Origin of the sequence: Enterobacter sp. RCC_40, assembly GCF_041360735.1 — a bacterium.
Lineage (GTDB): Bacteria > Pseudomonadota > Gammaproteobacteria > Enterobacterales > Enterobacteriaceae > Enterobacter > Enterobacter ludwigii.
Genome location: NZ_JBFUPR010000001.1, coordinates 1,414,505 through 1,438,687, shown reverse-complemented (window position 1 = coordinate 1,438,687; position 24,183 = coordinate 1,414,505). Strand labels below are relative to the sequence as shown.

The following is a 24,183-nucleotide window of genomic DNA, read 5'->3' as shown; positions in this document are numbered from 1 at the left end:
TTATTTAACAATGCGAAGTGGAAGTAATTAAGATGCCAAAAATTAAGACCGTACGCGGTGCTGCTAAGCGCTTCAAAAAAACCGGTGGTGGTGGATTTAAGCGTAAGCACGCAAACCTGCGTCATATTCTGACCAAAAAATCTACTAAGCGTAAACGTCACCTGCGTCCAAAAGGCCTTGTTTCTAAAGGCGATCTGGGTCTGGTTATCGCGTGCCTGCCGTACGCATAAGCCGTTAACGTTTAATTTTTTACTAAGAATATAGATACAGGAGAGCACATATGGCTCGCGTAAAACGTGGTGTAATTGCACGTGCACGTCACAAGAAAATTTTGAAACAAGCTAAAGGCTACTACGGTGCGCGTTCACGCGTATACCGCGTTGCCTTCCAGGCTGTTATCAAAGCAGGTCAGTACGCTTACCGTGACCGTCGTCAACGTAAGCGTCAGTTCCGTCAACTGTGGATTGCGCGTATCAACGCAGCAGCACGTCAGAACGGTATTTCTTACAGCAAATTCATCAACGGCCTGAAAAAAGCCTCTGTTGAAATCGACCGTAAGATCCTGGCTGACATCGCAGTATTCGACAAAGTAGCGTTCACCGCTCTGGTCGAAAAAGCGAAAGCAGCACTGGCATAAGCCAGTTGAAAGAGGGGGCTTCGCTCCCTCTTTTCATTTAACACCATCAGAAGATTGACTTTTACCCGTGCAACCTTTTCAATAAGGTCTTAACGGTTTTTTACCACACAAGGTAACGCAAGCATGAATGCTGCTATTTTCCGCTTCTTCTTTTACTTTAGCACCTGAATTCAGGAGGCTAGCGCGTGAAAGATGAAACGAAAAACAGCGCCAGATAAGCCTCCTGATGGAGGCTTTTTTTGTGTCTAAATTCGAGAGAATAACTCCACCAAATCGGTGTCTGCACCGACATAATGAGGAAAATCATGTCACATCTCGCAGAGCTGGTTGCCAGTGCAACAGCCGCCATTAATCAGGCCTCAGATGTTGCCGCGTTAGACAATGTCCGCGTCGAATATCTCGGTAAGAAAGGGCATTTGACCCTTCAAATGACAACCCTGCGTGAACTGCCGCCAGAGGAACGCCCGGCAGCGGGTGCGGTCATTAACGAAGCCAAAGAGCAGGTGCAACAGGCACTGAACGCGCGCAAAGCTGAGCTGGAAAGCGCGGTGCTGAATGCGCGTCTGGCGGCAGAGACTATCGATGTCTCCCTGCCGGGTCGCCGTATTGAAAACGGTGGCCTGCATCCGGTTACCCGCACCATTGATCGCATTGAAAGTTTCTTCGGTGAGCTCGGCTTTACCGTGGCGACTGGCCCGGAAATCGAAGATGATTACCACAACTTCGACGCCCTCAACATTCCAGGCCATCATCCGGCACGTGCTGACCACGACACTTTCTGGTTCGACGCCACCCGTCTGCTGCGTACTCAGACCTCGGGCGTTCAGATCCGTACCATGAAGGAACAGGAACCCCCGATCCGCATTATCGCACCGGGCCGCGTGTACCGTAACGACTACGATCAGACCCATACCCCGATGTTCCATCAGATGGAAGGCCTGATTGTTGATAAGAACATCAGCTTTACCAACCTGAAAGGTACGCTGCACGATTTCCTGAACAACTTCTTTGAGGAAGACCTGCAGGTTCGTTTCCGTCCGTCCTACTTCCCGTTCACTGAACCGTCTGCGGAAGTTGACGTGATGGGTAAAAACGGCAAATGGCTGGAAGTGCTGGGCTGCGGCATGGTGCATCCAAACGTTCTGCGCAACGTGGGTATCGATCCAGAAGTCTACTCCGGCTTTGCGTTCGGTATGGGCATGGAGCGTCTGACAATGCTGCGCTATGGCGTGACCGATTTGCGTGCATTCTTCGAAAACGATCTGCGTTTCCTCAAACAGTTTAAATAAGGGCAGGACAGAACAATGAAATTCAGTGAACTGTGGTTACGCGAATGGGTGAACACCACGCTTGATAGCGAAGCGCTTTCCAACCAGATCACCATGGCGGGTCTGGAAGTTGACGGTGTTGAGCCGGTTTCTGGCGCTTTCAATGGCGTCGTTGTGGGCGAAGTGGTTGAGTGCGGTCAGCACCCTAACGCTGACAAGCTGCGTGTGACAAAAATTAACGTAGGCGGCGATCGCCTGCTGGATATCGTCTGCGGCGCGCCAAACTGCCGTCAGGGCCTGAAAGTGGCCGTGGCGACCGTGGGGGCTGTACTGCCGGGCGATTTTAAAATTAAAGCAGCGAAACTGCGCGGTGAGCCGTCTGAAGGCATGCTGTGTTCGTTCTCTGAGCTGGGTATTTCCGACGATCACAATGGCATCATTGAGCTGCCGCTTGATGCGCCTATTGGTACCGACATCCGCGAATACCTGAAACTTGATGACAACACCATTGAAATCAGCGTGACGCCAAACCGTGCGGACTGCTTAGGCATTATCGGCGTGGCCCGCGATGTGGCCGTGCTGAACCAGACTGAACTGAACGTACCGGAAATCGTACCGGTTGACGCTACCATCAGTGACACACTGCCGATTCAGGTTGAAGCCGCTGATGCGTGCCCACGCTACCTTGGTCGTGTGGTGAAAGGCATCAACGTAAAAGCGCCAACCCCGCTGTGGATGAAAGAGAAGCTGCGTCGCTGTGGTATTCGTTCTATCGACGCCGTCGTTGATGTGACCAACTATGTTCTGCTGGAGCTGGGTCAGCCGATGCACGCGTTCGATAAAGATCGTATCGAAGGCGGTATTGTGGTGCGTATGGCGAAAGAGGGCGAAACCCTGGTTCTGCTCGACGGCAGCGAAGCAAAACTGAATGCTGATACGCTGGTGATCGCGGACCACGTTAAAGCGCTGGCGATGGGCGGTATCTTCGGTGGCGAACACTCCGGTGTAAACGATGAAACGCAAAACGTTCTGCTGGAGTGTGCGTTTTTCAGCCCGCTCTCTATCACCGGTCGTGCACGTCGTCACGGCCTGCATACCGATGCCTCTCACCGTTATGAGCGTGGCGTCGATCCGGCACTGCAGCACAAAGCGATGGAGCGTGCGACGCGTCTGCTGATCGACATCTGCGGCGGTGAAGCGGGCCCGGTTATCGACGTCACCCACGAAGCGACGTTGCCGAAGCGTGCGACCATTACCCTGCGTCGTAGCAAGCTGGATCGTCTGATTGGTCACCATGTTGCTGACGCACAGGTCAGCGATATCCTTCGCCGCCTGGGTTGTGACGTGACCGAAGGGCAGGACGAGTGGAAAGCCGTTGCGCCATCCTGGCGTTTCGACATGGAGATCGAAGAAGATCTGGTGGAAGAAGTGGCTCGCGTATATGGCTACAACAACATCCCCGATGAGCCTGTTCAGGCGGGTCTGGTGATGGGAAGCCACCGTGAAGCAGATTTGTCTCTTAAGCGTGTGAAAACCATGCTGAACGACAAAGGCTATCAGGAAGTGATCACCTACAGCTTTGTTGATCCAAAACTGCAGCAGATGATCCATCCGGGCCAGGAGGCGCTGATCCTGCCAAGCCCAATCTCCAGCGAAATGTCCGCGATGCGCCTGTCCCTGTGGACCGGTCTGCTGGGAACTACCGTTTACAACCAGAACCGTCAGCAAAACCGCGTGCGAATTTTCGAAAGTGGTTTACGCTTTGTACCGGATAATCAGGCAAATTTAGGCATCCGTCAGGATCTCATGCTGGCTGGTGCCATCAGCGGTAACCGTTACGAAGAGCACTGGGACCTGGCAAAAGGCACGGTTGATTTCTACGATATGAAGGGAGATCTGGAAGCAATTCTCGATCTGACCGGTAAATTATCTGAAATTGAATTCCGTGCAGAAGCGATCCCTGCGCTGCATCCAGGCCAGAGCGCGGCTATCTATTTAGACGGCAAACGCATTGGTTTCATTGGCGTTGTTCATCCTGAGCTGGAGCGCAAGCTGGACCTGAACGGCCGTACCATCGTGTTCGAGCTGGAATGGAGCCCGGTTGCAGACCGCGTCATTCCTCAGGCCCGCGACGTCTCACGCTTCCCTGCAAACCGCCGTGATATCGCGGTTGTGGTCGCGGAAAATGTGCCCGCAGCAGATATTTTGGCCGAATGTAAGAAAGTTGGCGTAAATCAGGTAGTTGGCGTAAACTTATTTGACGTGTACCGCGGCAAGGGCGTAGCAGAAGGTTTCAAGAGCCTCGCTATTAGCCTTATCCTTCAGGATACCAGCCGTACACTCGAAGAAGAGGAGATTGCCGCTACCGTCGCCAAATGTGTAGAGGCATTAAAAGAGCGATTCCAGGCATCATTGAGGGATTGAACCTATGGCGCTTACAAAAGCTGAAATGTCAGAATATCTGTTTGATAAGCTTGGGCTTAGCAAACGAGATGCCAAAGAGCTGGTAGAGCTGTTTTTCGAAGAGATCCGTCGTGCTCTGGAAAATGGTGAGCAGGTAAAACTCTCCGGTTTTGGCAATTTTGATTTGCGTGACAAAAACCAACGTCCGGGCCGTAACCCAAAGACGGGGGAAGATATTCCGATTACAGCCCGCCGCGTGGTGACCTTCAGACCCGGCCAGAAGTTAAAAAGCCGTGTCGAAAACGCAACGCCCAAAGCAGAGTAATATGAACTAACTAAAAAGGCCGCTCACGCGGCCTTTTTTCTTTGCGCTCTCTGGCAAACCCGCCGTAAAATCAATTACATCACACGCTACTAAAACCATGTCCATGCTTGATTATGCCCATCGCCAGCAACGTTTAGATCAACGACACCTGCTTTTGCTCGTGCTGCTGCTCATTGTTACCGCAGGCGTTAGCCTGTGCGCAGGGGAACAGTGGATAGGACCTGAACACTGGTTTGAGCCTGAGGGGCAGCTTTTCGTCTGGCAAATCCGTCTGCCGCGCACGCTGGCGGTGATCCTGGTGGGCGCCGCGCTGGCATTGTGCGGCACCATTATGCAGGCATTATTTGATAACCCGCTGGCGGAGCCCGGGCTGCTCGGCGTGTCGAATGGCGCGGGCGTAGGGCTGGTGGCGGCGGTGATGTTGGGCGGGGGGGAACTCTCCTCATGGGGGATTAGCCTCAGCGCCATTATCGGCGCGTTGCTGATAACGGTAATCCTTTTGCGCTTTGCCAGACGGCACTTATCAACCAGTCGGCTGCTGCTTGCCGGGGTGGCTCTGGGGATCATCTGTAGCGCGCTGATGACCTGGGCGGTGTATTTCTCCACATCCTTTGACTTGCGTCAGTTGATGTACTGGATGATGGGCGGCTTCGGGGGCGTAGACTGGCGCCAGGGCTGGCTGATGGCACTGCTGATACCGGTCTTGCTATGGGCAGGCCTGCAGGCACAGCCGCTGAATATTCTCGCGCTGGGGGAAACCTCGGCCCGCCAGCTTGGCATGCCAATAGGCTTCTGGCGTAACGTGCTGGTCATTGCCATTGGCTGGCTGGTTGGTGTGAGCGTGGCACTGGCCGGGGCGATTGGCTTTATTGGGCTGGTTATCCCGCACATGCTGCGTCTGTGCGGGATCACCGACCATCGAACCTTACTGCCGGCCTCGGCGGTTGCCGGGGCGGTAACGCTGCTGGTGGCGGATATCATCGCCCGGCTCGCCCTGACAGCCGCTGAGCTGCCAATAGGCGTGGTGACCGCCACGCTGGGCGCGCCGGTATTTATCTGGCTACTATTAAAATCCGGACGTTAAATCACTACCCGTAAGATAACCTGAGGGAATGCTATGCAGTCTGATATTTTGAATACCGAAGTGACCACCATTGAGGGTGAGAAAACCACGCTGGAAAGCTATAAAGGCAACGTGCTGCTCATCGTGAATGTGGCCTCCAAATGTGGCCTGACGCCGCAGTACGAGCAGCTGGAAAACATTCAAAAAGCCTGGGAGAAAGACGGTTTCACCGTGCTGGGCTTCCCGTGCAACCAGTTCCTGGGCCAGGAGCCGGGCAGCGAAGACGAAATCAAAACGTTTTGCAGCACCACCTACGGTGTGACGTTCCCGATGTTCAGCAAAATCGACGTTAACGGTGAACATCGCCATCCCCTGTATGCGAAGCTGGTGGCGGCCGCGCCGACCGCCGTTGCGCCGGAAGGCAGCGGTTTTTATGAGCGCATGGCCAGTAAAGGACGCGCGCCGCTCTATCCGGACGATATCCTGTGGAATTTTGAAAAATTCCTTATTGGTCGTGACGGACAGGTGGTGCAGCGTTTTTCACCGGACATGACGCCTGAAGATCCGATTGTGATGGAGTCTATCAAGCTGGCACTGGCGAAATAATGACGTTGCTGATGCAGCTCACGGACGTCGCCGATACGGGGCGTCTGGAGCCGATAACCGGTGCCATCAATGCAGGCGAAATCCTGCATCTTGTCGGGCCGAACGGCGCAGGAAAAAGCACCTTACTGGCGCGCATGGCGGGGCTGACCGCCGGCGCGGGGGAGATAACCCTGCTGGAGCATAACCTTGCTGACTGGTCGCCAGTCTCGCTGGCACACAGGCGCAGCTATCTGGTGCAGCAGCAGGTCCCGCCCTTTGCGATGCCCGTCTGGCACTACCTGATGCTGCATCTGCACGATAAACAGCATACGTCGCTGCTCACTGAGGTGGCGGCGGGATTAGGGCTAGAAGATAAACTGTCCCGGCATGCCAGCCAGCTTTCCGGAGGCGAGTGGCAGCGCGTGCGTCTGGCGGCCGTCATTTTGCAGATTCACCCGGCCGGCAATCCACATGGCAGACTGCTGCTTCTGGATGAACCGATGAGCGGTCTGGATGTGGCACAGCAGGCCGCGCTGGACACCCTGTTAAGCTCCCTGAGCAAAAAAGGGATCGGCGTGGTCATGAGCAGTCATGACCTGAACCATACGCTGCGTCACGCCCACCGGGTGTGGCTGTTGGCGCGAGGAAAGATGATTGCCAGCGGCACGCGCGATGCGGTATTGACGCCGCCAAATCTTGCCCGCGCGTACAATATGTCTTTCCGCAGGCTGGATATAGAAGGGCATAAGATGCTGATTTCTACCGCGCAGGCGTAACCGTTTCTTGCCTGTTAACGCCGTTGCACGCTAAATTACGAAAAGAACAAAAAAAGCAGAGGATTCGTCTGAAAATGCGATTCTGGTTTCTCCTGATGGCCGCGTTATTTCTTGCGGGATGCAGTAGCCATCGTGCGCCGCCGCCTAACCCGCGGCTTTCAGATTCTATTACCGTCATTGCCAGCCTTAACGATCAGCTGAGCAACTGGCGCGGCACGCCCTATCGCTATGGCGGCATGAGCCGTGGGGGCGTAGATTGTTCTGGCTTTGTTCTGATGACGTTTCGCGATAAGTTTGATTTACAGCTTCCGCGCGAAACGCGCAAACAGGCGGAAATTGGCACGGAAATCGATAAAGATGATTTGCTGCCCGGCGACCTGGTTTTTTTCAAAACCGGCTCGGGTGACAGTGGGCTTCACGTCGGTATTTATGATACCGATAATCAGTTTATTCACGCCTCGACCAGCCGTGGGGTGATGCGCTCGTCGCTCGATAATGTTTACTGGCGTAAAAACTTCTGGCAGGCACGACGTATTTAGTCTGTCAAAGAGCAGTCTCTTATGATGGCATGATAACTAATAAATCATGCCATTTTTTCTCAAATAAGAGGTTTAAAGTTAAATTTACGAAAAATGACTTATCTCCTCAGGTGTCTGTTTTATCTAAAACTGGCTATTACTGAGCAACCAGGATAAGATTATTTTAGATTCAGGGATAAATCTGAAAAATAATACGGAACTAATGAAATTAATCTTATTAAAATCAAGACAGTGGAATTGTGTCGGCAATTGCTCCAGGATGTCCTCTCTCATCTTTAATGCGGGGCGAGTGCAATGATTATTACGCTAGATAATGCTTACCAGTCTGAACTGATGCTTCTGCCTGCCCGAAATAGCGCCGGCGAGCTTAAAGGTTTAGAGGTTCTGGTTAACTTTACTGGCGTCGGTACCCACGTTCGGATCCCTACCGAACTCGTTATCCCGCGGCTTTCGGCTGAAGAAGAGTTAGCGTTGTTTAACGAGAAATTGCAATTGCTTGATACCTGTAAACTGTTTTTTATTCAGCATCAGTTAATTGCATGGATCAATATTACACCTGTAATTGTTGAATTTTTATTAAGTAATGGGAACGCTGTTTCAATACTTGAGCGTTATCCGTTTCTTGAGTTTACTGTTAATGAGAATTATCCAGGTTTAAATAACGGGAAGGACGATCTGCAACTGGCGAGAATGGCAATCCATTTTCCGCTGGTGCTGGCAAACTTTGGCGCAGGCGCAGCGTCGTTGAAAGCCGTTTATGATGGATTGTTTAAACGGGTCATTCTCGACAAGGGATTTATCCAGCAGCGTGCTTCTGAACTCTCTTTTGAGCCTTTTATGCGCGCAATCCTCTGGCAAATAACGCCTCACTGTCAGTCCGTGCTCGTCGGCGGCATTGATGACCACGGTTTATTGCAGCGCGTCTTGTCCTTTAACTTTGGCGCAATGCAGGGGGCGCTCTGGCCAGCCGTCTCTGCAGAGCACGTCACCACGCTCGTTCAGTGATAACCCTCTCTTTCGCCCGTGTTTAAGTCCGGGTAAACCCTCTACACTAAAAGCAGGAGGACCTATGACCCTGTCTTTTACTGCTCACTGGCATGACGAGTTGCCGGGTTTTTATACCGCACTCAAACCCACACCGTTACAAAATTCCCGTCTTATCTGGCATAACGATCGGCTGGCAGATGAGCTGGCTGTTCCACCTGAGATGTTTCAGCCCTCCGACGGCGCTGGCGTCTGGGGAGGCGAAACGCTGCTTGCCGGTATGCAGCCTCTGGCTCAGGTCTATAGCGGACATCAGTTTGGCGTCTGGGCAGGACAACTGGGCGATGGCCGGGGGATCCTGCTGGGCGAACAACGGCTGCCCAACGGGGAGACGGTGGACTGGCACCTGAAGGGGGCCGGCCTGACCCCTTACTCTCGAATGGGCGACGGGCGCGCGGTATTGCGTTCGACTATTCGCGAATGTCTGGCATCAGAAGCGATGCATGCGCTGGGGATCCCCACCACCCGCGCACTGTCGATTGTAATCAGTGACACCCCGGTGGCGCGTGAAACGATGGAAAAAGGGGCGATGCTTATGCGCGTTGCGCAAAGCCATCTGCGTTTTGGCCACTTTGAACACTTTTATTATCGTCGTGAGCCGGAAAAAGTCCGCCAGCTTGCGGATTATGCCATTCGTCATCACTGGTCTCATTTCCAGGACGAGGCCGATAAGTACATTCTCTGGTTCCGCGATGTGGTAGCCCGTACCGCAACCATGATTGCCCGCTGGCAGACAGTCGGGTTTGCCCATGGGGTGATGAACACGGACAACATGTCGCTTCTCGGGTTGACCTTTGATTACGGTCCGTTTGGCTTCCTTGATGACTATCAGCCGGGGTACATCTGCAACCATTCTGACTATCAGGGACGTTACAGTTTCGACAATCAGCCGGCTGTTGGCCTGTGGAACCTGCAGCGCCTTGCGCAAACTCTGTCGCCGTTTATCGACGTTGATGCCCTGAATGATGCGCTCGACAGCTACCAGGACATTTTACTGCGCGAATACGGCGCGTTGATGCGCAACAAACTGGGGCTGGTGACGCAGGAGAGGGGCGATAACGACATCCTGAACGCTCTGTTTGCACTCATGGAACGTGAAGGCAGCGATTACACCCGCACCTTCCGGATGCTGAGCCAGACTGAGCAACACAGTAGTGCCTCACCGCTGCGCGACGAGTTCATTGACAGGCAGGGCTTTGACGACTGGTTTGCGCTTTACCGTGCGCGGTTGCAGCAAGAGCAGGTCGACGACGCAACCCGGCAGGCGCAAATGAACGCGGCGAACCCGGCGATGGTGTTGCGCAACTGGCTGGCGCAGCGGGCCATTGAACAGGCAGAACAGGGTGAGTATGACGAATTACATCGCCTGCATGTGGCTCTGCGTACGCCGTTTGCTGACCGTGATGACGACTATGTAAGCCGTCCGCCGGACTGGGGAAAACGCCTTGAAGTGAGCTGTTCGAGCTAGCCCGGGCGGACAAAACCTGACACCTTGCGGTGCCAGGTTTTTTTATGCCGATACCGCGGTCACTGTGCGACCCATCCGCCATCCATATTCCAGGCGGCGCCGCGGACCTGTACTGCGCTGTCACTGCACAAAAACAACGCCAGCTCGCCTAGCTGTTCCGGCGTAACAAACTCACCGGCGGGCTGTTTCTCTGCCAGCAGTTGCTCACGAGCGACATCCGGTGCGACGCCATCGGCAATACGTCTGTCGATTTGCTGCTGCACCAGCGGGGTCAGCACCCAGCCCGGACAGATGGCATTGGCGGTAATACCGGTGCGGGCGGTCTCCAGCGCCAGGGATTTGGTAAAGCCCACCACGCCATGCTTGGCGGCAACATAGGCGGATTTCTCTTTCGACGCGACCAACCCATGCACGGAGGCGATATTAATGATGCGCCCCCAGTTTTTCGCCTGCATCGCAGGCAGCGCCAGCCGGCTGGTGTGAAAGACGGAAGAGAGGTTGATGGCGATAATGTCGTTCCATTTCTCCACCGGGAACGCATCAACAGGTGCGACGTGCTGTATACCGGCGTTGTTGATCAGAATATCGACTCCGCCATACCGGGTTTCGGCGTAGTGCATCATGGCTTCAATCTGCTGGACGTCACGCAGGTCCGCATCGTGATAGCCCGGCGTTTTACCCCGTTTTGCGATTTCGTCTCTTGCCGATTCACTGTCGCCGAAACCGTTAAGAATCAACTGCGCGCCGGCCTTCGCCAGCACGCCAGCGATCCCAAGTCCAATACCACTGGTCGAGCCGGTCACCAGTGCGGTTTTACCGTTCAGATTCATTTTATTCTCCTTACACAATGCCGGTGAGATAGAACACGGCAATGACAAAAAGCACCGCCAGACTTTTGATGAGAGTGATAGCGAAAATGCCGCCATACGCCTGACGATGGCTCAGACCCGTAATGGCAAGCAACGTTATCACGGCCCCGTTATGGGGAAGCGTATCCATGCCGCCGCTGGCCATCGAGGCCACGCGGTGGAGAACCTCCAGAGGGATATTGGCTGCGTGGGCGGCCGCGACAAACGTATCGGCCATGGCCGCAAGGGCGATGCTCATCCCGCCCGACGCCGAACCGGTGATCCCGGCAAGCACGGTCACGCTGATGGCTTCGTTGAGCAACGGGTTCGGGATAGCGGCGAGCGCTTTGGATAAGACCAGAAAACCGGGCAGCGCAGCGATCACCGCCCCGAAACCGTATTCAGACGCGGTATTCATTGCCGCCAGAATGGCGCCGCTGACCGCCGTCCGGCTGCCTTCTGCCAGCCGTCCCCGGATATTGCGAAATCCAAAAAGCAGTACCATGACAATACCCGCGATCAGCGCCGCTTCCACGGCCCAGATGGCGGTGATTTTGCTGACCTCGGTGACAATCGGCTTCGCCAGCCCGGGCAGGGTAAGTTCATGGCGCGTCCCGTACCAGCCGGGGATCCAGCGGGTAAACAGCAGGTTGAGGATCCCGACCAGCAGCAGAGGTGAAATGGCGATCAGCGGATGGGGCAGATTAATGTTGTCCGGCGTTTCAGGTTCATTTTTCAGATCGGAACCGTAGCCCTCATTGTTGTTGAGCGCCTTTCGCCGCTGACGCTCCAGCCAGAGCAGGCCAAAACAGAGGATAAACAGCGAGCCAATAAGACCAAGCCACGGGGCAGCCCAGGCGTTAGTGCCAAAGAAGCTGGTGGGGATAATGTTCTGGATCTGCGGCGTACCGGGCAGGGCGTCCATGGTAAACGAGAACGCACCCAGAGCCACGGTCGCCGGGATAAGACGTTTGGGGATGCCGCTCTGGCGGAACAGTTCGGCGGCAAAAGGATAGACGGCAAAGGCCACCACGAAGAGCGAAACGCCGCCGTACGTTAACAATGCACACACCAGCACAATGACCGGAATCGCATGGCGGCGCCCGAGGATCTGGATCGCTGCAGCGACGATAGCGCGTGAGAAACCGGAAAGCTCAATCAGCTTGCCAAACACGGCACCCAGCAGGAACACCGGGAAGTAGAGCTTGACGAAGCCGACCATCTTTTCCATAAACAGACCGGTAAACGTCGGGCCGACGGCCCCCGGATCGGTCAGCAGCACGGCACCCAGCGCCGCGATGGGGGCAAACAGAATAACGCTGTATCCGCGATAGGCCGCAAGCATCAGCAATGCCAGCGCCGCCAGGGCAATCAACACACTCATTATGACTCCTCACTATCATTGTTATATTCGGGTACCAACGAGATGTCCGGGCGCGGTTAGCGCGCAAGGGTTAACGCAATGCCTTGCCCACCTCCCACACACAGGGTGACGAGCCCTTTTTTCGCGTCGCGGCGTTGCATCTCATGCAGCAGCGTGACGAGGATCCTACAGCCAGAGGCGCCGATGGGGTGGCCAAGCGCAATCGCACCACCGTTAACGTTCACCTTGCGTTCATCCCAGCCGAGCAGTTTGCCAACGGCCAGCGCCTGCGCGGCAAAGGCTTCATTTGCTTCAATGACGTCCACTTCATCCAGCGCCCAGCCTGCCCGGGCCAGAGCCGTCTGGCAGGCGCTGACCGGCCCGATGCCCATCACCGATGGATCAACGCCGGTCACGGCATAACTCACGACCCGTCCCAGGATCGGTAATCCGCTTTCCCGCGCTTTTTCACCGCTCATTAACAGCACCGCAGCGGCACCATCGTTCAGGGTTGAGGCATTACCCGCCGTCACCGTTCCATCTTCACGACGAAAGGCAGGGCGCAGGTGCGCGAGTTGCTCAGCGGTGGTTCCCGGCCGGGGTTGTTCATCACTGCTGACCAGGCGCGGCGGCTTTTTACCCTCGCTCACCGTGACCGGAGCCATCTCCGCGTCAAACAGACCGCGCGCAATGGCCGACGCCGCTTTTTGCTGCGACCGGGCGGCAAAAGCGTCCTGCTGCTCGCGGGAGATGCCATACTGGCGGGCAACGTTTTCCGCGGTGATGCCCATGTGATAATCGTTAAATGCGTCCCACAGGCCGTCCGTTATCATGCTGTCCTGCAACCCTGTATGACCAAAACGCAACCCTGACCGCGCACCGTCCAGCAGGTAAGGGGCATTGCTCATGCTCTCCTGGCCGCCAGCGATAACCACGTCGGCATCGCCGCAGCGGATAGCCTGCGCGGCGAGCTGCACCGCTTTTAAACCAGCACCGCACACCAGATTGACGGTTGTCGCGGGGGTACTGACGGGCAATCCGGCCGTGAGAGCGGTCTGACGGGCGGGGTTTTGTCCGCACCCTGCCGTCAGCACCTGACCGAAAATCAGTTCGTCTACCTGATCTGCGCACAGCTGGCTGTTCTCAAGCAGGCGACGAACCGCTACGGCACCCAGTTCAACCGCGGAAAGGGAGGAGAGCGATCCGCGAAAACTGCCTACAGGGGTTCGCGTGGCCCCGACAATCATGACCTCATTCATGTTCACTCCTCAGTTGAAGCGCATCTCGCGCACGTCGTCCGCCACGATGATTTTCCCGGCTGTTTTACTGACGATGTCGTCAATACTGACGCCGGGGGCGTATTCCCGCAGAATGAACGCGCCGTCTTCAATCTCCAGCAACGCAAGGTCGGTTAACACCCGACGGATGCAGCCAGCGCCGGTCAACGGCAGCGTGCAGCGCGGCAGCAGTTTTGACTCGCCGTTTTTTGCGGCATGGGTCATCACCACAATGATGTTCTGCGCCCCGGCGACCAGATCCATCGCGCCTCCCATCCCTTTCACCATCTTGCCCGGGATCATCCACGAGGCGATGTTGCCTTCGACATCCACTTCGAACGCCCCGAGTACGGTCAGGTCAACATGGCCACCCCGGATCATGGCGAACGACTGAGCCGAGTCGAAAATGGCGGCACCGATCCTCGCGGTGACGGTCTGCTTACCGGCGTTAATCATGTCGGCGTCAAGGCTCTGCTCATCCGGAAAGGCTCCCATCCCCAGCAGGCCGTTTTCAGACTGGAGCATCACGTCCATTCCCGCCGGAATATAGTTCGCCACAAGGGTGGGGATCCCTATCCCCAGGTTGACGTAGTAACCGTCGCGCAGTTCTCGGGCGATGCGCATGGCCATCTGTTCACGGGTTAACATCTTCAGACTCCCTCTGCGCGCAGCGTGCGCTGTTCAATGCGTTTCTCGAACTGGCCGACAATCAGCCTGTCGACGTAGATCCCCGGGGTATGAATGGCCGACGGGGGCAGTTCGCCCGGGGCGACGATCTCTTCCACTTCCACCACCGTTATCCGGCCCGCGGTGGCCATCAGCGGGTTAAAGTTTTGCGCGGTATGGCGATAGATAACGTTGCCATACCAGTCCGCTTTCCAGCCCTTGATCAGCGCAAAATCGCCGGTGATGGCCTCTTCGAGGACATAATGCTTGCCGGCAAACTGGCGAACTTCCTTGCCAGCAGCCACGGGGGTGCCATAGCCGGTGGCCGTGTAAAACGCCGGAATACCCGCTCCGCCAGCGCGAACCTTTTCTGCCAGGGTTCCCTGTGGGGTGAGTTCCACTTCCAGCTCGCCGCTCAACACCTGTTGCTCGAACAGCGCATTTTCGCCCACGTACGACGCCACCACTTTTCGTACCTGGCGCGTCTCAAGGAGTATCCCGAGACCAAAACCATCGACGCCGCAGTTGTTTGAAACCACCGTCAGCCTCTGCACCTGACGGCGTCTGACTTCGGCAATCAGGTTCTCAGGAATGCCGCACAGGCCGAAGCCGCCTGCCAGCAATGTCATTCCGTCCGTCAGCCCGTCCAGCGCCTGCGCATAGCTGCTGACGCGCTTATCCAGTCCCGCCATAATCATCCCTCCCGTTATCCGTGCCGGTATCATTAGGGGCGGCGACTCATTTGTTAATTTTGAATTTGTGACCCACTCATTTGGTTTTTTTATTAATTTCCTGTTAACTAAATTTTTTCAATTAGTTAACAAGGTGAAAAATGAGAATGAGTGTCAAACAGTTACGCGCGTTTTTAGCGGTAGCTCACACTCTGAATTTCGCGCATGCCAGTGAACGGCTGAATCTTTCCCAGCCGGCGCTCAGCCTGACGATCAAGGGTCTGGAGGAGGCGCTGGGGGGACCGCTGTTGCAGCGCAGCACCCGCAAGGTGGCGCTGACGCAGGAGGGGGAGACCTTTTTACCGATGGCGCGGCAGCTGCTGGCGGACTGGGATAACGCTGAAGAGGCCATGCATCAGTGCTTTACGCTGCAGCGCGGCAAAATCTCAGTCGCGGCGATGCCGTCATTTGCGGCGAATGTCCTGCCGGAGGTGCTCAAGGCATTTCGCGATCGCCACGCCGGGATCAACGTCACCGTGCACGATGTTATCAACGAGCAGGTAATTGAAATGGTGCGGGAAGGGCGGGTAGAGATGGGGATCGCGTTTGAACCGGCGCCGACCCATAACCTGCTTTTTACGCCGCTGGGTCTCGATCGATTTGTCGCCATTGTGCCGAAATCATCCGCTCTGGCAGCCAAAAAACGCCTGTCATGGGAAGCGCTACTGACGCTGGATTTCATAACCCTGCAGCGCCCTTCGGCCGTTCGTCTGATGATGGAAGAGGAGCTGGCCCGCAGCGGTCGTAAACTGGATGTGGCGCTGGAGAGCCATCAGCTGGTGACGGTAGGCAGAATGGTCGCCAGCGGCCTGGGCGGCAGTGCGGTCCCGGCACTGTGTGAGGCGCAGATGACCTCGTTAGGCGCGGTCTGTATTCCACTCGATAACCCGCCGATTGAAAAATGCATCGGCGTGATCCACCCCGGGCACACGCAGCTTTCAAAAGCGGCGCATGCCCTGCTCGAGACGCTGAAAGATTTTTATCAGCCCGGTCAGGGCGCGAGAAACACCTGCGGTGAGGCGTGAACCGGATGTGGGCCAACGTATACCTGCGCGCCATACCACCGGGCCAGCGCGTCGGCCTGTAAAACCGTTTCCGGCGTGCCCTGAGAAACCAGCGTGCCGTTATGCAGCAGCAGGATCCGGTCCGCCCACAGCGCTGCCAGATTGAGGTCGTGCAGCACCACGCACACGTGAAAATCGCCCTGACGGGTCAGGGATTTCAACAACCGCAGCAGATGCTGCTGGTGGTAAAGATCCAGCGCGGAAGTGGGTTCATCGAGAAACAGCCAGCCGCGCGGCCCGCCGTCATGCCAGAGCTGCGCCAGGGCGCGGGCGAGCTGGATCCGTTGTTGCTCGCCACCGGAGAGGGCCGAAAAGTGTCGGTCTGCGAGGGGCAGGCAGCCCGTTATCGCCATTACGGCTTCGACAACCGGGGCTTCAGGGTAGCGCGTCCAGGGCGCGCGGCCCATACCCACCACCGCGTCGACCGGCCAGTCGAAACCGAGCTGCGTATTCTGGCGCATCACTGCCCGACGGCGTGAGAGCTTTTGCGGGTGCCACGCCTCAAGCGGCGTACCTGCCAGGCTGCATTGCCCGCCTGAAGGCGTGAGATAGCCTGTGAGCAGGCGCAGTAACGTCGATTTTCCGGCACCGTTAGGCCCAATCAACGCCACCATTTCCCCCGGAGATAATGCCAGCGACACGTCGTTGATAAGCGCCCGTTGCCCGACCTGATAAACAAGACGTTCCGCGTAGTAGCGTTCAGCCATGTGCGCCTCCACGACGAAAAATGAGCCACAGGAACCACGGCGCGCCGAAGAGACTGGTCAGTAAACCGACCGGCATTTCAGCCGGTGCGACCAGCGTGCGCGCCACCGTATCGGCAACCAGCAGCAGCGATGCCCCGGCCAGTACGGAGCCGGGGATCACGGCCCGGTGATCGGCGCCCAGCCACATCCGTATCAGGTGCGGCACCACCAGACCGACAAAACCAATCACCCCGCTGACGGCAACTGCGGCGGCAACCAGTAAGGCGCTGCACAGCAACAGGATCCGCTGTACCTTCACTACCGCCACGCCAAGGTAGTGCGCTTCTTCTTCACCCAGCTGCAGTAAATTGAGCGCGCAGGCAAGACGCCAGATAATCAGAACGCCTGGCACCATCAGCGAGGTGACGGCCAGCAGCGTAGACCACTGCGCCTGACCCAGGCTGCCCATGCCCCAGAGGGAGAGCTGGCGAAGCTGGGCATCATTGCTGAGCCATGACAGTACGCCGACTGCCGCACCGCACAGGGCATTGAGGGCAATGCCTACCAGTAACAGACGTGAAAGTGTGCTGTTACGCTGCTGGCTAAGGACAAAAATGACGAAGGTGGCCGCCAGCGCCCCCCCAAATGCCGCGATCATGGGAGCGTAAAGCATCATCAGCGCGGGGAGCGAGAGGGGAATAACCACCCACAATGCCACGGCCAGCGCCGCGCCGCTGCTGATCCCAAGCAGCCCCGGATCCGCCAGCGGATTACGAAAAAGCCCCTGCATTACGCAGCCTGCCAGCGCCAGCGAGCCGCCGGTGACCAGCGCCAGCAGAACCCGGGGGAGACGAATGGTCAGCCAGATCTGACGCAGGCTTTCATCACTGCCGCGCCACAGCAGACTGACCGGCAGATGCAGTGCGCCAGCCCCGGAGGCCGCCAGCGTCATGATCGTCAGGATGGCGGCCAGCATCCACAGCGACAACGCGATCCGTCGGGACATCAGGGCAGTTGCTCCGCCCGGATGCGCAATTGCTGTATGGCCTGCGGCGTGCGCACGCTAAAGCCCAGCAGAGCCATATCGTCGATGGTCAGCACCTGCCTGTTCCGTCCCGCCGGCGTTTGCGCCAGGCCGGGAAGTGTCCACACATTCGCTTCGCCACCCAATGCCTTTACGCCATCCTGCGAAATCACCACAAGGTCAGGCTGGCTGGCAATTACGCCTTCCTGGGACAGCGGCTGATAACGGGTAAAGCCCTGCATCGCGTTTTGCAAACCCGCTGCGCGAATGGCTGCATCCGCGGCGGTCTGTTGTCCGGCAGCCATCGCGGTCATCCCGCCGTGGTTGAGGATAAACAGCACCCGTTTGTCGAGTGGCGAGGTGGGCAGGGCTGCCAGCGCCTGGCGCAGCGTAGCGCGCAATGCGTCCCCCTGTGCTTCGCGATGCGTCGCTTCGGCAATGACTCGCACCTTTTCGTCAATCACGCTCAGGTCATGACTGCCGGGAACGGTGACGACACTGACGTGACTTTCCTCGACCTGTTTTAACGCCAGCGAGGGCTGCGCCTGAGCACTGGCCAGCACCAGCGTCGGGCGCATGGATAAGATCCCCTCCGCGTTAAGCTGGCGCAAATAGCCGACGTCGGGCAGGGCGTTCGCCGCCTGCGGCCACTGGCTGGTGCTGTCGCGGGCAACCAGTGACGATCCCGCGCCAAGGGCATAAACAATCTCAGTCACGTCACCCCCCAGGGCGACAATTTTCTGCGGTGTGGCCGCGAACGTCACCAGCGGCAGGGCGCAGAGCAGGGCGAGCCATTTTTTCATGCGGCCAGCCCTTTTCGGGTCAGGGCGTCAACCTGGCTGCGCCACTGACGCTGCTCTGGTTCACCTTCGCTGCGTTGACCGTACAGTTGAGCGATTTGCGTCCCGTCGGCGGCGAAGAGCTCCAGGCTGGTGACGTGCCCGTCAGCGGTGGGTTTACGCGTCACCCATGTTTCGGCGATGGACGTATCCCGCAGATGCAGGGTAAAGGTTGGGTTGAAGATGTTGAGCCAGCCTTTCATCGGGACGACGTTTTCCACCACGCCGGTAAAGATCTGCACGCAGCCGCGGTTGCCGACGAAGATCATCATCTCATTCCCCTCCAGGCGGACCGTTTCCAGCAGCTGTGCCAGAGCAGTGTTTTCTATCCTGCAGGCCAGATCGTCACCCACCAGACGAAACGCCTGCTGGCGGCTCAGATTGTGGCGCTTCAGCAGGCCGAAGAACTGATGCACGTCGGTCATGGCGCGCCACTCCTGATCAACGAGGGCGGCATCAGCCTTTTCGTTGTGGGCAGGGACATCGGCATGCTTCAGCGCCAGTGGGGGATTATCGGCAAAGATAAAGCGCGTAAGCAGGTCGCCCCAGGCAGAAATATCGGTGTTATCGGTCGTGTAAACTTTCAGCAGGGCATCGCCCTGAAGGTCGAAGAACTGAATGCTCTGACGCTCACCGCGGGCGGTGGTTTCACTGATGTGGAACGCGCTCGCCCACTGGTTGAGAAACAGGCGCAGATCCAGCGCCCGCGGATTCAGTACCAGCCCGGCGTGGCCGCTAAGGTGTTGATGCGTAAACGCGCCCACCTGCTCGTGAACTGCATAGTCGTTACGACAGATGCATTTGGTCTCGCCCACGGCTTCCAGCGCGCCGATGATTTCGCGGATGTCGCCGTGCAGGCGCCAGGCGTCGTGGCCCACGCGGGCGAAGGTCAGCTCTGCTTCGCTGATGTTCATTAAGCCTGCGATGTCACGTGCGTATTGACCCGGGTTTTCTTCTTTCAGCGCAAGCCAGCGTGTGTAGTGATTCATTGTCTCTTCCTTTCGAATAAGGGCCCCGGCAGGCCGGGGCGTGGGGATTACCACTGGTAACTCACAAAAATCTTACCGTTGCGTCCGTCCTGAGGAATGCCCTGAGGAGACCAGTACGCCTTGTCGAACGCGTTACCCAGCACCAGCGTCGTGGTTACCCCTTTGAGCTGCTCCTGGCCTTTATAGCTTACGTAGAAATCGTTAACCGCATAGCCCGGCTGTTCGCTGTAGCTACTGCTGATATGGGTTGAGCGATCGACGAAGGTGCCGATCCAGCCCACGGAGAAACCGCTTTGCGCCACCGGGATATCCAGCTTGCTGGTGACGGTATCCGGGTTGATGCTGGAGATATACTCGCCCGTATCGGTATCTTTTCCCCGGGTGCGGTTGTAGGCGACGTCGAGGTTGAACAGGTCGGCCGTGTATTTCGCCATCACGTCCCAGCCCCAGATTTTGGCGTGGGGAACGTTCATGGACATGGTGGTCGCAGCCGCAAAATCGACGCTGGTGGAGATGTAGTCTTTGGCTTTGGTGTCGAAGTAGCTGGCCTTGAATTCCAGCGCATCGTTAGCAAGCATGACGTCGTCAAAGCGCAGTCCGAAGCCAAACTCCTGCGTTTCATTGGTTTCCGGACGCAGGTTCGGGTTCGGCACCCAGTAGTTAGTGTAAAAGCGGCCGATGGAGAAGTGTTTGGCGTCGTTATACATTTCACCCATGGTCGGCGCACGGAAGGCCTGTGCGTAAGAGCCGAACAGCATCAGCCAGTCGGTCGGGCTGATGGTCAGTCCGGCACGGGAGGACCATCTGTCCGCGTTCACATCGTCGTATCCTTCGCTGCTCCCGCGGTAATTATCGTAACGGGTACCGCCGAGAAGCGTGACCGGCAGGTCGCGCAGGGTGATCTCGTCCTGCAGCCAGCCGGAGCTGAAATCGATTTTAGCCTCCGGGAAGCCGGTGGTGGTGCCCCCCGGATGTTGCTCCTGACGGTAGTATTCGCCGCCATAGGTCAGAAGATGTGAGGCAAACGTGTCGCTGAACAGACGGGTGCGGTTTTCCACTTTGCCACCTTTGGTGGTCTGCTTGCGAAACTCGCCGGTGCCGTCAATGTTCTGGGCGTTAATGCGCGCTTCAGACCAGTAGAGTTTCGCATCGGCATTCAGCCAGTCGTTGCCCTGGGGAGCCAGGTGATAGCCCAGCTGAGCGTCTCGCTGAATGGTGGAGCGATCGGTCATGGGATTGCTGCTGGCGTCTGCGGCGGGGGTTTGCGGGTTTTTTGGCTCCTGCGCCGCGTTATTGTAATAGCGCAGGGATCCGCTCAGGGTCTGGGCCGGGTCGATGGCCCAGCGGCCTTTTGCCAGCATGTTGTTGATGGATTCGTCATTCGGCGCTTTTTCACCGTCGCTCTGGCGCAGATCGCCGCGATCGCGGCTCGACCAGGCAACCAGTCCGTCCAGGGTTTCGGTACGCCCGTAAGCGCTGGCCCCCATGCCCAGACTGTGATCGCCCGTCGCGCCCGTACCAAACACGCGGTAGCCGCTGTTTTTGCCCGGTTCCAGCAGGTCATTTGCATCGGCGGTGTCATACGCGATCACGCCCCCCAGTGCGCCGCTGCCGTACAGTAAGGCTGACGGGCCGCGAACCACTTCGATACGTTTAATCAGAGCCGGGTCGAGGAACGTGCTGTTCAGGTGGCCAGTGTCGGTCCCCTGGCGCACGCCATCCACCAGCACCAGCACGCCGCGGCGGTCGTAACCGCGCAGGTTGACGTCCTGACCGTTGGTGCGCCCGGTGCCGTCAAGCATCAGGCCTGGGACGTAGCGCAGCAGGTCGGCGGCCGAGCTGGCGGTCTGGTTTTCCGGGGCCGCGGTGTCAATCACGCTGACCATCATCGGGGCTTCGAAGGCGCTGCGGGCGTTGCCGGTGGCGATAACGGTCATGTCATCTGTGGCCGCAAACGTGACGCCCGGCAGGGCGCTGACAACGGATAGCGCAAGGCAGGACGGGCGCAAAAATGAGGAATGCAGGTGTGGCATAGCAACTCTCCATAAAGAATCGAAAGCGCTGGCTGCCTGGGGATCACCTGGGTGGCTGGCGAAGGTATTGTGGTATTTATTTGGTGAGGATCAGCTTCCCGGCATGGGTCTGGCGCAACAGATAAAGCTGGCCGTCATGCTCGATGATCACGCGTCCCTCGTCCCCCAGCAGGCTTTTACTGTCGATCCGACGATCGGTGCGCGCTGGGGCAGGTGCTGTGTGTGTGTTTTCGGGCGTTGCCGCGTTGTTATCCGTACGTGACATAATGTTTATAAATAACAATCAATGTAACAATGATAATCATTATCAACAAAGTGAAAATTCACGGCAAGCGTTTTTGTGAAAAAACTGTGATGGGATCAAAACAGAAGAGGATGTGGCCTTGCGCGAACGTAGACCCTCTCCCGCAGGAGAGGGTAAGGCAAGGACTAAAAACGTGAATCGACCGCTGCCGCCAGTTTCTCCAGCAGCAGTTCGCTGTCTTCCCAGCTCAGGCACGGGTCGGTGATCGACTGGCCGTAAACCATTGGCTGTCCGGCTACGATTTTTTGCGTGCCTTCCCGGATAAAACTTTCGGCCATAATGCCCGCGATGGCGGTTGAACCGCTGACGATCTGCTGGCAGATCTCATCACACACGTCCAGCTGGCGGCGATGCTGTTTCTGGCAATTGCCGTGGCTGAAATCCACCACCAGGTGTTCCGGCAGGTCGAACTCGGCCAGCGTTTCACACGCCGCAGCAATATCTTGCGCGTGGTAATTAGGCTTTTTCCCGCCACGCATGATGATATGCCCGTATGGGTTGCCGCTGGTCTGATAAATGGTCATCTGACCGCGCTTATCCGGCGACAGGAACATATGGCTGGCACGCGATGCGCGGATCGCGTCAACGGCAATTCGCGTGTTGCCATCGGTACCGTTTTTAAAACCAACCGGGCAGGAGAGGGCAGAGGCCATCTCACGGTGGATCTGGCTTTCCGTGGTGCGCGCACCGATAGCGCCCCAGCTGATGAGATCGGCGATAAACTGTCCGGTCACCATATCGAGAAACTCGGTGGCCGTCGGTACGCCCAGCTCATTGACCTGCAAAAGCAGTTTACGCGCCAGCTCAATACCATAATTAACACGGTAACTGCCGTTCAGGTCCGGGTCGGAAATCAGCCCTTTCCAGCCCACGACGGTGCGCGGTTTTTCAAAGTAGGTGCGCATGACAATTTCAAGGCGATGCTGGTACTTGTCCCGCAGTCCCTGAAGCCGTTTTGCGTAATCCATTGCGGCATCCAGATCGTGGATGGAGCAAGGGCCAATCACCACCAGAAGACGTTTGTCTTCGCCATTAAGGATTTTTTCAATGCGACGGCGGGATGCCGTGACATGTTCCGCTACACCCGCGGAAACAGGATGCCGCTGTGCCAGTTCAGCCGGTGTGACCAGGCTGTCAATGCGCGCAGTGCGGAGTTCATCGGTTTTATTCATGAAATGTCTCAGAAAAATTTTTGCTTCATCGGCAGACTACCGGGAAGTGATGGGCATCACCTTAAACCAATCCCTGCTGAATTCAAGTTCGGCGCGCCTGCGCGCCGAGGATGTGGTGATGATACCCGATTCTGAGTTATTGTACTAGCATGTTAGTACATGCGTCGGTTGAGCCCCATGATATCGAGGATTTTGGTGGCGATCTCTTCTACCGAATAGTTAGTGCTGTTTAGCCACGGGATCTGGTTTTTGCGGTACAGCGCTTCCACCTCGGAAACCTCCATTCGACACTGGCGCATTGAGGCGTAGCGGCTGTTCTCACGGCGTTCTTCACGTATTGCCGCCAGCCGTTCCGGGTTGATGGTCAGGCCAAACAGCTTGTGCTGGAGCGGCTTAAGTGCGGCTGGCAGCACCAGATTGTCCATGTCGTCAGCAATAAAGGGATAGTTGGCGGCGCGGATACCGAACTGCATCGCCAGGTAAAGGCTGGTCGGGGTTTTCCCGCAACGCGAGACGCCAAGCAGTATCACCTGCGCCTGGTCGAGGTTACGCAGCGAAATACCGTCGTCGTGCGCCAGGGTGTAATCAATGGCGGCGATACGCGCATCGTATTTGGTCAGGTTGCCGGGGTTCAGCCCATGCGTTCGGTGAGCGATAGGCGTCGGATCGAGTTTCAGTTCGCTCTGCAGCGGGGCCACCAGCGCCTGGACGATATCCTGACAAAACCCTTCACTTTGCAAAATAATCGCGCGAATTTCAGGGATCACGATGGAGTAGAAGACCAGCGGGCGGACCCCCGTCTGCTGGAAGATGGCGTCAATCTGGTCCTTCACCGCCTTTGCACGGCTCTCATTTTCCACAAACGGCAGCGTGATGCTGTTAATCGAAACGGGGAACTGCGACATCACCGCATGTCCCAGCACTTCGGCGGTAATCGCCGTACCATCAGAAATATAAAAAACGTGGCGATCGACAGCATTATCCATTTTACCCACCCTGAATATCGTACGTAATTGTCTGAAAGCATAAATTAAAAAAGTAAATTACACAGCAAAGAACTTATCCTAATTATAAATGAA

At 56.8% G+C, this 24,183-nt stretch carries 26 protein-coding genes and 1 other annotated feature; of the genes, 13 read left to right on the top strand and 13 right to left on the bottom strand.

Going from position 1 to position 24,183, the window contains the following annotated elements:
• Window positions 1-32 precede the first annotated feature (32 nt).
• The 12 genes from rpmI (at window position 33) to selO (ending at window position 10,108) form a co-directional block, all read left to right on the top strand.
• Window positions 33-230 (top strand): 50S ribosomal protein L35, encoded by a 198-nt coding sequence (rpmI, locus tag AB6731_RS06750; protein WP_003030583.1) that lies wholly within the window; start codon window positions 33-35, stop codon window positions 228-230.
• Window positions 231-280: 50 nt separating this feature from the next.
• Window positions 281-637 carry a 50S ribosomal protein L20 gene (gene rplT, locus AB6731_RS06745; protein ID WP_000124850.1) on the top strand — a complete coding sequence of 119 codons (357 nt, stop codon included), beginning with the start codon at window positions 281-283 and terminating at the stop codon, window positions 635-637.
• A gap of 118 nt (window positions 638-755) precedes the next feature.
• Window positions 756-880: a sequence feature (Phe leader region), on the top strand.
• A complete protein-coding gene (gene pheM / locus AB6731_RS06740; protein WP_001386830.1) occupies window positions 761-805 on the top strand; it encodes a pheST operon leader peptide PheM in 45 nt (14 codons plus the stop codon). Its footprint overlaps the feature before it by 45 nt.
• Window positions 881-942: 62 nt before the next feature.
• On the top strand, window positions 943-1,926 hold the full coding sequence (pheS, locus tag AB6731_RS06735; RefSeq protein ID WP_020884406.1) for a phenylalanine--tRNA ligase subunit alpha: 984 nt from the start codon (window positions 943-945) through the stop codon (window positions 1,924-1,926).
• Window positions 1,927-1,941: 15 nt separating this feature from the next.
• Window positions 1,942-4,329 (top strand): phenylalanine--tRNA ligase subunit beta, encoded by a 2,388-nt coding sequence (gene pheT, locus AB6731_RS06730; RefSeq protein ID WP_371006073.1) that lies wholly within the window; start codon window positions 1,942-1,944, stop codon window positions 4,327-4,329.
• Between the two features lie 4 nt (window positions 4,330-4,333).
• The gene (gene ihfA / locus AB6731_RS06725; protein WP_003857805.1) at window positions 4,334-4,633 is read left to right on the top strand and encodes an integration host factor subunit alpha; all 300 of its coding nucleotides are present in this window, start codon (window positions 4,334-4,336) and stop codon (window positions 4,631-4,633) included.
• A gap of 103 nt (window positions 4,634-4,736) precedes the next feature.
• Entirely contained in the window at window positions 4,737-5,717 is a 981-nt protein-coding gene (gene btuC, locus AB6731_RS06720) for a vitamin B12 ABC transporter permease BtuC (protein WP_251884824.1), read from the top strand.
• Window positions 5,718-5,750: 33 nt separating this feature from the next.
• The gene (locus AB6731_RS06715) at window positions 5,751-6,302 is read left to right on the top strand and encodes a glutathione peroxidase (protein ID WP_014169696.1); all 552 of its coding nucleotides are present in this window, start codon (window positions 5,751-5,753) and stop codon (window positions 6,300-6,302) included.
• Window positions 6,302-7,057, top strand: a complete 756-nt coding sequence (btuD, locus tag AB6731_RS06710) for a vitamin B12 ABC transporter ATP-binding protein BtuD (RefSeq protein WP_059305548.1) — start codon at window positions 6,302-6,304, stop codon at window positions 7,055-7,057. The genes AB6731_RS06715 and btuD overlap by 1 nt, the downstream gene beginning before the upstream one ends.
• Before the next feature lie 74 nt (window positions 7,058-7,131).
• Window positions 7,132-7,596 carry an NlpC/P60 family protein gene (locus AB6731_RS06705; RefSeq protein WP_020884403.1) on the top strand — a complete coding sequence of 155 codons (465 nt, stop codon included), beginning with the start codon at window positions 7,132-7,134 and terminating at the stop codon, window positions 7,594-7,596.
• Between the two features lie 294 nt (window positions 7,597-7,890).
• Window positions 7,891-8,601: an EAL domain-containing protein gene (locus AB6731_RS06700; protein ID WP_020884402.1), complete on the top strand. Its 711-nt coding sequence runs from the start codon at window positions 7,891-7,893 to the stop codon at window positions 8,599-8,601.
• A 64-nt stretch (window positions 8,602-8,665) separates the two neighbouring features.
• Window positions 8,666-10,108: a protein adenylyltransferase SelO gene (gene selO / locus AB6731_RS06695; RefSeq protein ID WP_371006072.1), complete on the top strand. Its 1,443-nt coding sequence runs from the start codon at window positions 8,666-8,668 to the stop codon at window positions 10,106-10,108.
• Window positions 10,109-10,167: 59 nt separating this feature from the next.
• Here selO and AB6731_RS06690 read toward each other — a convergent pair whose 3' ends face one another.
• The 5 genes from AB6731_RS06690 to AB6731_RS06670 are packed head-to-tail and all read right to left on the bottom strand — an operon-like array spanning window position 10,168 to window position 14,954.
• Window positions 10,168-10,938 (bottom strand): 3-hydroxybutyrate dehydrogenase, encoded by a 771-nt coding sequence (locus AB6731_RS06690; protein ID WP_032681201.1) that lies wholly within the window; start codon window positions 10,936-10,938, stop codon window positions 10,168-10,170.
• 10 nt (window positions 10,939-10,948) lie between these two features.
• Window positions 10,949-12,343: a GntP family permease gene (locus tag AB6731_RS06685; protein WP_223145393.1), complete on the bottom strand. Its 1,395-nt coding sequence runs from the start codon at window positions 12,341-12,343 to the stop codon at window positions 10,949-10,951.
• A 53-nt stretch (window positions 12,344-12,396) separates the two neighbouring features.
• Window positions 12,397-13,578, bottom strand: a complete 1,182-nt coding sequence (locus AB6731_RS06680) for an acetyl-CoA C-acetyltransferase (protein ID WP_371006071.1) — start codon at window positions 13,576-13,578, stop codon at window positions 12,397-12,399.
• 9 nt (window positions 13,579-13,587) lie between these two features.
• Complete coding sequence (locus AB6731_RS06675; protein WP_252068151.1) at window positions 13,588-14,244, bottom strand: 3-oxoacid CoA-transferase subunit B; 657 nt, start codon at window positions 14,242-14,244, stop codon at window positions 13,588-13,590.
• Between the two features lie 2 nt (window positions 14,245-14,246).
• Window positions 14,247-14,954 carry a CoA transferase subunit A gene (locus AB6731_RS06670; protein WP_068794528.1) on the bottom strand — a complete coding sequence of 236 codons (708 nt, stop codon included), beginning with the start codon at window positions 14,952-14,954 and terminating at the stop codon, window positions 14,247-14,249.
• Window positions 14,955-15,094: 140 nt separating this feature from the next.
• Between AB6731_RS06670 and AB6731_RS06665 the strand changes: the two genes are divergently transcribed.
• Complete coding sequence (locus tag AB6731_RS06665; protein WP_020884395.1) at window positions 15,095-16,018, top strand: LysR family transcriptional regulator; 924 nt, start codon at window positions 15,095-15,097, stop codon at window positions 16,016-16,018.
• Here the strand turns inward: AB6731_RS06665 and AB6731_RS06660 are convergent.
• The 8 genes from AB6731_RS06660 to ppsR form a co-directional block, all read right to left on the bottom strand.
• Window positions 15,985-16,764, bottom strand: a complete 780-nt coding sequence (locus AB6731_RS06660) for a heme ABC transporter ATP-binding protein (protein ID WP_252068150.1) — start codon at window positions 16,762-16,764, stop codon at window positions 15,985-15,987. The two genes, AB6731_RS06665 and AB6731_RS06660, sit on opposite strands and share 34 nt — an antisense overlap.
• Complete coding sequence (locus tag AB6731_RS06655) at window positions 16,757-17,749, bottom strand: iron ABC transporter permease (protein ID WP_257806270.1); 993 nt, start codon at window positions 17,747-17,749, stop codon at window positions 16,757-16,759. The genes AB6731_RS06660 and AB6731_RS06655 overlap by 8 nt, the downstream gene beginning before the upstream one ends.
• Entirely contained in the window at window positions 17,749-18,570 is an 822-nt protein-coding gene (locus AB6731_RS06650) for a hemin ABC transporter substrate-binding protein (RefSeq protein ID WP_342863582.1), read from the bottom strand. The genes AB6731_RS06655 and AB6731_RS06650 overlap by 1 nt, the downstream gene beginning before the upstream one ends.
• A complete protein-coding gene (locus tag AB6731_RS06645) occupies window positions 18,567-19,595 on the bottom strand; it encodes a hemin-degrading factor (protein ID WP_371006070.1) in 1,029 nt (342 codons plus the stop codon). The genes AB6731_RS06650 and AB6731_RS06645 overlap by 4 nt, the downstream gene beginning before the upstream one ends.
• 47 nt (window positions 19,596-19,642) lie before the next feature.
• Window positions 19,643-21,628, bottom strand: coding sequence for a TonB-dependent hemoglobin/transferrin/lactoferrin family receptor (locus AB6731_RS06640; RefSeq protein WP_257806276.1), 1,986 nt, complete (start codon window positions 21,626-21,628; stop codon window positions 19,643-19,645).
• Between the two features lie 76 nt (window positions 21,629-21,704).
• Window positions 21,705-21,893: a hemin uptake protein HemP gene (gene hemP, locus AB6731_RS06635; RefSeq protein ID WP_020884389.1), complete on the bottom strand. Its 189-nt coding sequence runs from the start codon at window positions 21,891-21,893 to the stop codon at window positions 21,705-21,707.
• 164 nt (window positions 21,894-22,057) lie between these two features.
• Complete coding sequence (gene aroH, locus AB6731_RS06630; protein ID WP_025204385.1) at window positions 22,058-23,104, bottom strand: 3-deoxy-7-phosphoheptulonate synthase AroH; 1,047 nt, start codon at window positions 23,102-23,104, stop codon at window positions 22,058-22,060.
• A gap of 152 nt (window positions 23,105-23,256) precedes the next feature.
• Window positions 23,257-24,090: a posphoenolpyruvate synthetase regulatory kinase/phosphorylase PpsR gene (gene ppsR / locus AB6731_RS06625; RefSeq protein ID WP_020884387.1), complete on the bottom strand. Its 834-nt coding sequence runs from the start codon at window positions 24,088-24,090 to the stop codon at window positions 23,257-23,259.
• Window positions 24,091-24,183 lie beyond the last annotated feature (93 nt).

Coding starts and splice junctions, on each gene's coding strand:
- rpmI (WP_003030583.1), top strand. CDS start 33: ATGCCAAAAATTAAGACCGTACGCGGTGCTGCTAAGCGCTTCAAAAAA.
- rplT (WP_000124850.1), top strand. CDS start 281: ATGGCTCGCGTAAAACGTGGTGTAATTGCACGTGCACGTCACAAGAAA.
- pheS (WP_020884406.1), top strand. CDS start 943: ATGTCACATCTCGCAGAGCTGGTTGCCAGTGCAACAGCCGCCATTAAT.
- pheT (WP_371006073.1), top strand. CDS start 1,942: ATGAAATTCAGTGAACTGTGGTTACGCGAATGGGTGAACACCACGCTT.
- ihfA (WP_003857805.1), top strand. CDS start 4,334: ATGGCGCTTACAAAAGCTGAAATGTCAGAATATCTGTTTGATAAGCTT.
- btuC (WP_251884824.1), top strand. CDS start 4,737: ATGCTTGATTATGCCCATCGCCAGCAACGTTTAGATCAACGACACCTG.
- AB6731_RS06715 (WP_014169696.1), top strand. CDS start 5,751: ATGCAGTCTGATATTTTGAATACCGAAGTGACCACCATTGAGGGTGAG.
- btuD (WP_059305548.1), top strand. CDS start 6,302: ATGACGTTGCTGATGCAGCTCACGGACGTCGCCGATACGGGGCGTCTG.
- AB6731_RS06705 (WP_020884403.1), top strand. CDS start 7,132: ATGCGATTCTGGTTTCTCCTGATGGCCGCGTTATTTCTTGCGGGATGC.
- AB6731_RS06700 (WP_020884402.1), top strand. CDS start 7,891: ATGATTATTACGCTAGATAATGCTTACCAGTCTGAACTGATGCTTCTG.
- selO (WP_371006072.1), top strand. CDS start 8,666: ATGACCCTGTCTTTTACTGCTCACTGGCATGACGAGTTGCCGGGTTTT.
- AB6731_RS06690 (WP_032681201.1), bottom strand. CDS start 10,938: ATGAATCTGAACGGTAAAACCGCACTGGTGACCGGCTCGACCAGTGGT.
- AB6731_RS06680 (WP_371006071.1), bottom strand. CDS start 13,578: ATGAATGAGGTCATGATTGTCGGGGCCACGCGAACCCCTGTAGGCAGT.
- AB6731_RS06675 (WP_252068151.1), bottom strand. CDS start 14,244: ATGTTAACCCGTGAACAGATGGCCATGCGCATCGCCCGAGAACTGCGC.
- AB6731_RS06670 (WP_068794528.1), bottom strand. CDS start 14,954: ATGGCGGGACTGGATAAGCGCGTCAGCAGCTATGCGCAGGCGCTGGAC.
- AB6731_RS06665 (WP_020884395.1), top strand. CDS start 15,095: ATGAGAATGAGTGTCAAACAGTTACGCGCGTTTTTAGCGGTAGCTCAC.
- AB6731_RS06660 (WP_252068150.1), bottom strand. CDS start 16,764: ATGGCTGAACGCTACTACGCGGAACGTCTTGTTTATCAGGTCGGGCAA.
- AB6731_RS06655 (WP_257806270.1), bottom strand. CDS start 17,749: ATGTCCCGACGGATCGCGTTGTCGCTGTGGATGCTGGCCGCCATCCTG.
- AB6731_RS06650 (WP_342863582.1), bottom strand. CDS start 18,570: ATGAAAAAATGGCTCGCCCTGCTCTGCGCCCTGCCGCTGGTGACGTTC.
- AB6731_RS06645 (WP_371006070.1), bottom strand. CDS start 19,595: ATGAATCACTACACACGCTGGCTTGCGCTGAAAGAAGAAAACCCGGGT.
- AB6731_RS06640 (WP_257806276.1), bottom strand. CDS start 21,628: ATGCCACACCTGCATTCCTCATTTTTGCGCCCGTCCTGCCTTGCGCTA.
- hemP (WP_020884389.1), bottom strand. CDS start 21,893: ATGTCACGTACGGATAACAACGCGGCAACGCCCGAAAACACACACACA.
- aroH (WP_025204385.1), bottom strand. CDS start 23,104: ATGAATAAAACCGATGAACTCCGCACTGCGCGCATTGACAGCCTGGTC.
- ppsR (WP_020884387.1), bottom strand. CDS start 24,090: ATGGATAATGCTGTCGATCGCCACGTTTTTTATATTTCTGATGGTACG.